Origin of the sequence: Protofrankia coriariae, from assembly GCF_001017755.1 — a bacterium.
Classification (GTDB): Bacteria; Actinomycetota; Actinomycetes; order Frankiales; family Frankiaceae; genus Protofrankia; species Protofrankia coriariae.
This window is the reverse complement of sequence record NZ_JWIO01000022.1, coordinates 22,571-32,141: the sequence shown is the minus strand read 5'-3', so window position 1 is coordinate 32,141 and position 9,571 is coordinate 22,571. Positions and strand designations below refer to the sequence as shown.

General features: G+C 71.7%; 6 protein-coding genes and 1 pseudogene. 3 read left to right on the top strand and 4 right to left on the bottom strand.

The genetic code is table 11. The features are described from left to right. The first annotated feature begins 59 nt into the window (after positions 1-59). Positions 60-395 carry a hypothetical protein gene (locus tag FrCorBMG51_RS14310; RefSeq protein ID WP_076842385.1) on the top strand — a complete coding sequence of 112 codons (336 nt, stop codon included), beginning with the start codon at positions 60-62 and terminating at the stop codon, positions 393-395. A 211-nt stretch (positions 396-606) separates the two neighbouring features. On the opposite strand, the gene FrCorBMG51_RS14305 is transcribed toward FrCorBMG51_RS14310, so the two are convergent. Beyond that, positions 607-3,843, bottom strand: coding sequence for an adenylate/guanylate cyclase domain-containing protein (locus FrCorBMG51_RS14305; protein ID WP_047223566.1), 3,237 nt, complete (start codon positions 3,841-3,843; stop codon positions 607-609). Between the two features lie 392 nt (positions 3,844-4,235). Between FrCorBMG51_RS14305 and FrCorBMG51_RS25315 the strand changes: the two genes are divergently transcribed. Continuing rightward, on the top strand, positions 4,236-4,796 hold the full coding sequence (locus FrCorBMG51_RS25315; protein WP_052914677.1) for a hypothetical protein: 561 nt from the start codon (positions 4,236-4,238) through the stop codon (positions 4,794-4,796). 428 nt (positions 4,797-5,224) lie between these two features. Then, the gene (locus FrCorBMG51_RS14295; protein WP_047223565.1) at positions 5,225-7,069 is read left to right on the top strand and encodes an acyl-CoA dehydrogenase; all 1,845 of its coding nucleotides are present in this window, start codon (positions 5,225-5,227) and stop codon (positions 7,067-7,069) included. 242 nt (positions 7,070-7,311) lie between these two features. Here FrCorBMG51_RS14295 and FrCorBMG51_RS14290 read toward each other — a convergent pair whose 3' ends face one another. From FrCorBMG51_RS14290 to FrCorBMG51_RS34790, 3 genes and pseudogenes are all read right to left on the bottom strand, one after another. Beyond that, complete coding sequence (locus tag FrCorBMG51_RS14290; protein WP_013875567.1) at positions 7,312-7,548, bottom strand: hypothetical protein; 237 nt, start codon at positions 7,546-7,548, stop codon at positions 7,312-7,314. Positions 7,549-7,810: 262 nt separating this feature from the next. Next, positions 7,811-8,671 (bottom strand): dihydrolipoamide acetyltransferase family protein, encoded by an 861-nt coding sequence (locus FrCorBMG51_RS34795; protein ID WP_235433576.1) that lies wholly within the window; start codon positions 8,669-8,671, stop codon positions 7,811-7,813. A 584-nt stretch (positions 8,672-9,255) separates the two neighbouring features. Further along, positions 9,256-9,501, bottom strand: a pseudogene (locus FrCorBMG51_RS34790) (biotin/lipoyl-containing protein); the annotation flags it as partial. Positions 9,502-9,571: the final 70 nt, after the last annotated feature.

Genomic DNA, 9,571 nt, shown 5'->3' with positions numbered 1-9,571 from the left:
GCTCGGGGGGCCCGCCGCTAAGCGGGCCCCGCAACAGGCCCTGGCCGGTTGGACGGGCCATGCCAAGCGACGCCGAGCTGTGGACGCGGACGCGGATGCTGATCGAGCAGATCGAGGTCGCCCAGGCGGAGATCGTCCTGCACCGAGCGGCCTACGAGCGAGCCAGCGAGGAGGAGGCGGCCGACCGCCCGTGGCTGCGCAGCCCGGTGGAACGTCTCACGATCGCCCGGATCGCCCGTGCGCTGGCCGCGGAGCTGGCCGCGGTGGAACGCTTCCGGGTGTGGGCCGAGGAGCTCTACTACCTGCAGGAAGAGGCCCGTGCCCGCGGGCACGGGGCCACGCCCGGCAGCCCGGACGACCCGGCAGGCGGTGGCCGGCGGCCGGCGGGGTTCTAGAACCGCCCGCGACCAGATGAGCGAGCGGACGGACGGACCGCCAGGGGCCGGCCGGCTGAACGGCCGGGGGACCGGGCCCGGACAGACGGGCCGGGCCTCAGGTGGCGGCAGCGACAGCGGCGGAGGTGGGCGAAGGCCTCAGACCGAAGGGCCCGGCAGGCAGAGGCGCCAGCGGCCGGCAAAGGCAGAGGAGGCCCTCCGGACGGGGCCCTCAGACGGAGGCGGTGAGGTTCTCCGACAGTCGGCGGGCCTGCGCCGCCCCGGTGAGATTGCCCTTCTTCTCGTAGCAGGCGACCGCGGCGTCGACCTTCGGCCGGACCAGGTCGGTCTGCCCGGTCCGGTGGAGCACCTCGGCGTAGGTCAGCCAGGCCTGCGCCTGCCCGTCCCAGTCGTCGGTCCGGCCGGCGAGATCGCAGGCGGCCTCGGCGAACCGCACGGCCTCGACCTCCCGGTCCCGGCCCCGCATCGCGAGCAGCTTGGCGTGCACCCCGCACCAGCCCGCCTGAGCGGGCACCTGGTCGCCGGCGGCGGCGTCGCGGGAGCGCGACACGTAGGTGGCTGCCTCGTCCAGGCGCCCGAGCTTGACCAGGACGTCGGCGAGGGCCGCGGCGCGGGTGGCCAGATGTGCGCGCTCGCCCATCCGGGCCAGCCGGCGGCAGCTGCGCCGCAGCTCGTGCTCGGCCGTGTCGAGGTCGTCGGTGAGCAGGGCGATCCGGGCGACGACGAAACCCCCGTACAGCGGGTCCCCGCGGGGGCTGCGCACGTCCCAGTCGATCGCTTCGGCCCTGATCAGGTGCTCCATGCCGGCGTCGACGTCCCCGGCCATCGTGTGCAGCAGCGCCAGTTGGGCGAGCAGGGACCGGCGCAGGCCGCGGTCGTCGCCGACACCGGCCAGCGCCCGCTGCGCGCGTTCGATCGACTCGCCGACCGGCCGGGGGGCCAGGCTGAGCAGGTGGACGAGGTCCCGTCTGGTCGTCTGGGCGTCGCGCAGCACCCCGGACTCCTCGGCGTGCCGGACGGCGGCCTGCATCGCCCGTTCCGCCAGGGCGTAGCAGCCGGCCGCCATGTAGGCGGCGGCCTGGCCACGGCAGGCGAGCGCGGCGCCGACCTCGTCCCCGCTCTGCACGAAGATCGGTAATGCCCGGGTCGCCTCGCCGAGGGTTTCGGCGACCAGTCCCTCCGGGCTGGTGGCGAACATCAGCCGCAGATGGGCGAGGCGGGCGTGGGCGCGCAGGCCCGCCTCGCCGATCCGGGTGGCCCGGTCGGTTGCCTGGCGCAGCATGCGTTCGGCGTCGCTGAAGCGGCCGAAGGAGTACAGCGCCCAGCCAAGGTCGATCTCGGCGCGTATTCGCAGCGGGTCTGTCACTGGAAGTAGTTTGACCGCCCGCTTGAGAAGCCCGGCCGCCCCCGTCTCGTCGCCCTGGCGGACCCGGTCGGCGGCCTCGATCAGGCAGGTGGCGGCCTGCCGTCCCAGCTCCTCGGTCTCGGCGTCACGCAGCCCGAGCTCGACCCGGTACCGGTAGGCCTGCTCCAGGTGATAGCCGACGAGCTCGTCGTGCTCACCGGGCCGCCCGGCCATCCGGGTCTGCAGCCAGCTCGCGTATCCCTGGTGCAGGTCCGCCCGCTGCCGCTTCGACGTCGCCTGGTAGGCGCTGTCACGCAGCAGGACGTGCAGGAACCGGAACGCCTCCACCCCGGGCAGGTCCGACCGGTCGGGATGGACGAGCTCCTTGCGGACCAGCGACAGGCAGTGCTCGGCGACCGCCGCCCGGTCCGCCGGGGCGGACAGCTCCACCACCGCGTCCAGGTAGAAACGCTGGCCGACCACGGCGGCGCGCTCCAGGACCCGCCGTTCGTGGATGTTGAGCCGGTCGAGCCGGGCGGCGAGCAGCGCGGAGATCGTCGGGGCGACCTGGACCGAGCCCAGGTTGCCGGTGGCGATCCAGCGGTCGCCCTCGCGGCGCAGCAGCCCGTCGTCGACGAGGGCCGCCAGCGTCTGCTCGACGAACAGCGGGTTGCCCGCGGCCGAGTCGGTGATGCGCGCGACCAGCGCCGGGTCGAGGTCGTTCGAGCCCATCAGGGTGCGGATCAGGCGCTGGCAGCGCTCCTCGCTCAGCGGCTGCAGCAGCATGGACGTGGCGTTGAGCTTGCCGCCGCCCCACGTCCGGCGTTCCTCGAGCAGCTCCGGCCTGGCCAGGCACAGCAGCAGGATCGGCGCTTCCCGGGACCAGTCGGCGACGTGTTCGATCAGGTCCAGCAGGGTCGGCTCGGCCCAGTGCACGTCGTCGAACCAGACGATCAGCGGACGTTTCTCGGCGAGCGCGGCGAGGAAGGTCCGTACCGCCCAGAAGCTCTCCTGCGCGCCGACCTCGGCGCCGCCGAGCCCGACCAGGGGCGCCAGCCCGTCCACCACGGCGGCGGCGTCCCCGGTGACGCCGCTGGTGACGTTACCGACATCCTCCAGCAGCTCGCGCAGGCGGCGGCGGCCCTCGGGCGCGCTCTCGTCGGCGGACATCCCGGTCGCCTGCCGGACCATCTCCATCAGCGGCCAGTAGGTGATGCCCTCGCCATAGGACAGGCAACGCCCGGTGAGCACCGTCGCCCGCGACGCCGCCGCCTCGCAGAACTCCCGGACCATCCGGGACTTCCCGATACCGGCCGGGCCGAGCAGGGTGAACAGGTGGCAGGTGCGTTCCTCGATCACCTGCTCGAGGGCGTCGTCGAGGCGGCGGCGTTCCCGGTCCCGGCCGATCACGGGGGCGGCGAAGCCCTCGGGCGCGAACCGCGCCCCCGGCCCGATCCCGGGGTGGGCCAGGTCGATCAGACGGTGGGCCCGCAGCGGTGCCTTCTTGCCCTGGACGACCAGCGGCCCGACCGGTTCGGCGCGCACGTGCGGCCGGATCAGCCGCAGGGTGGCGTCCGCGATGAAGATCTGGCCGGGGGTGGCGGCCTCCTCCAGCCGGGACGCGACGTTGACGGCGTCCCCGGTGATGCCGCCGCCCGTCCCCGGCCCGCCGACGGTGACCTCGCCGGTGTTGATGCCGATGCGGATGCGGAAGCGGAACCCCCAGTCACGTTCCAGGTCGGCGTTGAGCACGTCCATGCTGGCGCGGATCCCGCATGCGGCGCGGGCGGCCCGCAGCGCGTCGTCCTCGTGCAGGACGGGGATGCCGAAGACGGCGAACACGGCGTCCCCGATGAACTTCTCGACGCTGCCCCCGTGCGAGGAGATCACCTCGCGGGCGGCGCTGAAGAACCGCCACATGACCTGTTGCAGCGGCTCGGAGTCGATCTGCTCACCGATGGCCGTGTAGCCGGTGACGTCGCAGAACAGGATCGTGACGGTCTTGCGGGCGCCGATCCCGAACGTGGGCTGGGGAGTACCACAGGAGAAGCAGAAGCGTGCTTCCTCCTGATTGGCCTTTCCGCATGTCGGGCAGGCGACCATGTGCCGGATCGTAGGCCGGAGAACCGTCGTACGGGACAGGATGGCGATGTCAGTCGTTTCCGGTGATCGTGATCTGTCCCACAGTGGCAAGGGATGCGTCCCGACCCGGTCACGCCTGGTTCATGCTAGTCGGGAATCCCGGCCGGCGCCCGCCGGATCGATCGTGTTTCCCGTCCGCCGCCGTGCCCTGCCGGCCGATGCTCAGGCCATCTCCGGTTCATCCCCTGTCCATCTCCGATCGATCGTTGGTCGATCGTCGACCGCGGGCGGCGCCCGGCCGGCCACCCGCATCAACCAACATCCGGCTGACACGGCCTAAGCTGGACGGTGTGGCGGCTGGACATGCAGGACACGGGTGTCTATGGGCCAATGCCGCAACCCGTGCCCGAAGCGTGGCAGGTGCCGTCGCGGCGGTCGGGCTGACGGCGCTCCTGCTGGCCGGCTGCGGGTCGTCCGGGAGCGACATCGAAATGTCCGCGCCACGGGCCTCGGCCACGGGCTCCCCGGGCGGGCCGAGTGAGCGCTCCGGGCCGCCGCCGGCCGCGACCGGCAGGACGGACACCGCATCCCCGGGCACGCAGGCCGCCCCGGGCACGCAGGCATCTCCGGGAGCGTCCGATCCCGCCGCGCCGGGCGACGTCCCCGACACCCTGCTGGATCCTGACTCGTCGTACTGGCCGCCCGCGGTGTTCGTGGGCCAGCCGTGCGTACCCGCACGCGACATCGCCCCACGACAGGCCATCAACGGGCTGATCCTGTACTGCCAGCAGACGGACCCGGGCCAGCCGCGCTGGGGGCTGGCCAGCCCGCCGCCGCCCGACCCGGCCGCTCCCGTGCCGAACGCCGAATGCACCGTCACCGACACCGGCCAGGTTGTCCAGGGGGCCAACGGGCGTCCCGTGATCTGCCTGCGCGATCCCGACGGCAACCTGCGCTGGGGGGACGTCTCGTAGGCCGTCTCCGGCGGATCGTCGTCCACCCCGGGCGAGTACGTATCCGGGACGGTTTTCCAGGTGGCCGGCCGGGTCTCGGAAGCCGCGGTGAAGGAACCGCGGCGGAATCCGGGCACGGGAGAAGAACGATCGTTTTCTCCGGTGATGGCGCGGGAGCCTTCCCGTCGCGGAGTCAGGCGCCATAGAGCGCCACAGAGCCGGACGCCTTTCCGTCGCGTCCGTCGCGTCCACGCGGAAAGTTTCGCCGCGCCATGTCATTCGCTACGCAATGTCATGGGTCTGGCTCGCTCCGGCTCGTTGTTCCGAGTTCCACGCATCTGTACCAAGGATGGTTACCGGCGGGTAGCATGGGTATGAGTTACTGGCCAGTAGGAGTACGCCGGCCCCATCGGTGAGCACCGAGGCCGGCTCTTCCCCGGGAGACAGCCATGGGGCACTACAAGAGCAACCTCCGCGACATCGAGTTCAACCTGTTCGAGGTGCTGGGTGTCGACAACACGCTCGGGCACGGCCCGTTCGCCGACATGGATCGCGACACGGCCCACGAAGTACTCGCCGAACTCGACAGACTGGCCACCGGCCCGATTGCCGAGTCGTTCGCGGACGCCGACCGCAACCCGCCGGTCTTCGACGCCAGCTCCGGCAGCGTCACCCTGCCGGAGTCGTTCAAGAAGTCCTACGCCCAGCTCATGGAAGGCCAGTGGTGGCGGCTGTTCGTGCCGCCGCACCTCGGGGGGATGGGCGCGCCGCCCTCGGTCGCCTGGGCCGCCTCGGAGCTGGTCCTCGGGGCCAATCCGGCGGTGTTCATGTACATGAGCGGGCCCACCTTCGCGGCGATTCTCGACCGGCTCGGCACCGCCGAGCAGAAGAACCTCGCCCGGCTGGCGATCGAACGCCAGTGGGGCGCGACCATGGTCCTTACCGAGCCCGACGCCGGCTCGGACGTGGGCGCCGGGCGCACCAGAGCGGTACCTCAGCCCGACGGCAGCTGGCACATCGAGGGCGTGAAGCGTTTCATCACCAACGGTGACTGGGACGTACCGGAGAACATCTTCCACCTCACCCTGGCCCGGCCGGTCGGCCACGGGCCGGGCACCAAGGGCCTGTCCATGTTCCTGGTGCCGAAGTTCCTGGTGGACCCGAACACCGGCGAGCCCCGCGAGCGCAACGGCGTCCACGTCTCCAACGTCGAGAAGAAGATGGGGCTGAAGGTCTCCGCCACCTGCGAACTGCGCTACGGCGAGAAGCAGCCCGCGGTCGGCTGGCTGGTCGGCGACGTCCACGACGGCATTGCCCAGATGTTCGAGGTCATCGAGTACGCCCGGATGATGGTGGGCACCAAGGCCATCGCGACACTGTCCACCGGCTATCTCAACGCGCTCGAGTTCGCTCGGACCCGGGTCCAGGGCGCCGACCTGACCCGGCTGCTGGACAAGACCGCGCCGCGCGTCACGGTCATCCACCACCCGGACGTCCGGCGGATGCTGATGGTGCAGAAGGCGTACGCGGAAGGCATGCGGGCGCTCGTCCTGTACACCGCCACGATCCAGGACAGGGTCGCCCTGGCACATGCGGCGGGTACCCGGGACGAACTCGCCGAACGGCTCAACGACCTGCTGCTGCCCATCGTCAAGGGCGTCGGCTCGGAACGGTCCTACGAGCTGCTCGCGACGTCCCTGCAGGTCCTCGGCGGCTCCGGCTACCTGCAGGACTATCCGATCGAGCAGTACATCCGGGACGCCAAGATCGACACCCTGTACGAGGGCACCACGTCCATTCAGGGGCAGGACTTCTTCTTCCGCAAGATCGTGCGGGACCGGAGCACGGCGCTGGGCGCGCTGCTCGGCGAGATCCAGGCGTTCGCCAAGGGCGACGCCGGCGACGGCTCGTTGCGGCGCGAACGGGAGGTCCTCGGCGTCGCGCTGGACAACGTCCAGTCGATGGTCGGCACACTGGTCGGTTTTCTCACCAGCGTGGCGGAGGATCCCCGCAACGTGTACAAGGTCGGCCTCAACACCACCCGGCTGCTGATGAGCGTCGGCGACCTCGTCATCGGCTGGCTGCTGCTGCGCCAGGCCGAGGTCGCGGAGAACGCGTTGGCCGCGCGGGGGGCGGCGGGGATCCTGTCAGCCAAGGAGCAGGCCTTTTACGTGGGCAAGGTGTCCGCGGCCCGCTGGTTCGCCGCGAACGTGCTGCCCGAACTGTCCGCCCGGCTCGGCGTCCTGGCGGCCACCGACCTCGACCTGATGGACCTCCCCGAGGAGGCGTTCTAATAGCCAGCAGACTGGTATCTGGTATCTGGTAGCTCTGGGTAGCTGCCTGTTAGGAAGGTGGCGCGGGCAAGTGCCCCGTCCGCGCCACCGGACCCGTGCCCGCGTCGCCTGCCCGGATCCGGCGTGCCGGGCCGGGTAGGCCCGGCGGAGTCCCGGGGCCCGGGACTGGTCCTGGGCCGTCTGACGGTAGATCCTCGACCGGGGACGGCCCCGGTGCGTGCCGGATGCGCCCTGGGACGTGCCTAGGACGTACGCAGCGGCGGGAACGCCTGGTCCAGTTCGTTGCGCATGTCCCGTTTGAGCAGGTCATCGGCCTCGGAGGCGCCCTGCCCCTCCAGGAGGAACCGGGCGACCCGCAGCGTCAGGTCGACCCGTTCGGCAAGGTTGAGAGCGCCGTTGAAACGTCCGCTGGAGCCTGCGGAGGTCAGGACCTTGGCGACGAACTCGTCCGCCGCCTGCAGTGCCTCCACGCGCGTCATGCGTTCCACCCCTTTGTGCCGGAAGCCGTACCGGAAGCCCTAAGCAAGGCGCAACCGTACCAGGCAAGCTTCTTCCTCCGTTGTCCACCCCATCCCACGCGCTTTGCCTCGGTTGGGATTTCTACTCGATCTGTTGTGTTCACGCCGGCGGGTACCCTCGAAGGTCCAACCCGTCTGCCTGCTCGTGGCAAATAGTAATTATTTGATGACAAATGATTACCGGCTGCTGTCCTGGTGGGCTGCCCGTGTCCTCGTCGGTAGGTCAGTTCCAGGCAAGGGTCACGGTCGGGTCGGTGAGCATCCGGGCGACGTCCGCAAGCACCCTGGAGCCAAGTTCGCCGTCGACGATCCGGTGGTCGAAGGTGAGGGCGAGCTGCGCCACCGTCCGGACGGCCAGTTCGCCCTCGTGCACCCAGGGCATCGGACGGATCGCCCCCAGCGCGAGGATCGCCGCTTCCGGCGGGTTGAGGATGGGGGTTCCGATGTCGATGCCGAACACCCCGACGTTGGTGATCGTGATCGTCCCGCCGCGCAGCGCCTCCGGTGTGGTCTTTCCGCCGCGGGCGGTGACGGTCAGCTCGTGCAGCGCGTGCGCGAGCTCGACGAGGCTCATTCGGTCCGCGTCCGCGATGTTCGGTACGACGAGCCCGCGCGGCGAGGCCACCGCGATCCCGAGGTTGACGTACCCGTGGACGGCGATCCGCGCGGGCTCGTCGCCGACCGCGTCCTCCCAGCGGGAATTGATCATTGGTTGGCGGCCGACGGCCGTCAGCAGCGCCTTGGCGACGAACAGCAGCGGGGTCACCCTGACGTCGGCGAACTCGGGCAGCGCGGCCAGCCGGTCGCGGGCCGCCATCGTCTCGGTGACGTCCACGCTCACGAACTCGGTGGCCTGCGGCGCGTTCGCCACGCTGGACACCATCGCCTGCGCGGTCGCCCGCCGGACGCCCGTCACCGGGATGCGGCGGACCCGCTCCTGGTCGGTGTCGTGGCCGTTCGCGAACGTCCGGGCCGCCTCGACGTCGGCGCGGCTGATCGTCCCGTGCGGCCCGGTGCCGACGACCGTGCCCAGGTCGACACCGAGGTCGCGGGCGAGCTTGCGCACCGGTGGTTTCGCGAGCACGGCGACGGCCTGGGCCGACCGCCGCGGCCCGGCGGGGCTGTCGACCGGCCGCGGGCTGCCGGGTCGGCCAGCGGGCTGCGCCGACCCGCGTGTCGCGGGCCAGCCGGCCACCGCCGTCGAGGCTGCCCCGTCCGTCCTGCCTGCCGAGGCCTGGCGCCTGTCTGCCGGGTCCTGGCGCGAGCTTCGGCGCGAGGCCCGCCGGGACACCCCGGACGCCCCGCGCGGACCGTACCCGACCAGCACGGGCATCCGCTCGTCGCCCCGCTCGTCCGAACCGGACGCGGCGGGACCGGGCGGGTGGCCGGCTGCGGGATCCGGGCTGGACGCGGCCACCGGCGCCGGACCGCGCCGCCGGCCCTTCGCGGCACCCGGACCGGCCGTGACGGGGCTGGCGNGCTGGCGCCGCCTGCCGTGGCGTCCGCGCCAGCCGTCCTGTGAGTGCCGTTGGCGCTGGATTCGGCGCTGTCGGTGGCGGCGTCCACAGTTTTGGTTCCGCTGCCGGTTTCGCCGCCGGCGCCGGTGTCGATGGTCACCAGTGGCTGCCCCACCTCGACCGTGTCGCCCGGCTCGGCGTGCCGGACGGCCAGCACGCCCGTGAACGGGGAGGGCACCTCCACCAGCGCCTTGGCGGTCTCCACCTCGGCGATCGGCTGGTTGACGGCGACGTGCTCACCCACCTCCACCAGCCATCGGACGATCTCGGCGTCGGGCAGGCCCTCACCCAGGTCGGGGAGCCGGAACTGCGCACGTGACACGGTGACCTCCAACTGGTGACCGGGGACAACCGATGACCGGGAACGGCCGATGACCGGCACCCGGTCCTGCGGCATCACGAAGGCTCTTGAACATCTCGCTGTCGGCGGGCGGCCGGTACGGGTAGATACGGGTCGGTAGGGGTCG

Coding starts and splice junctions, on each gene's coding strand:
- FrCorBMG51_RS14305 (WP_047223566.1), bottom strand. CDS start 3,843: ATGGTCGCCTGCCCGACATGCGGAAAGGCCAATCAGGAGGAAGCACGC.
- FrCorBMG51_RS14310 (WP_076842385.1), top strand. CDS start 60: ATGCCAAGCGACGCCGAGCTGTGGACGCGGACGCGGATGCTGATCGAG.
- FrCorBMG51_RS14290 (WP_013875567.1), bottom strand. CDS start 7,548: ATGACGCGCGTGGAGGCACTGCAGGCGGCGGACGAGTTCGTCGCCAAG.
- FrCorBMG51_RS14295 (WP_047223565.1), top strand. CDS start 5,225: ATGGGGCACTACAAGAGCAACCTCCGCGACATCGAGTTCAACCTGTTC.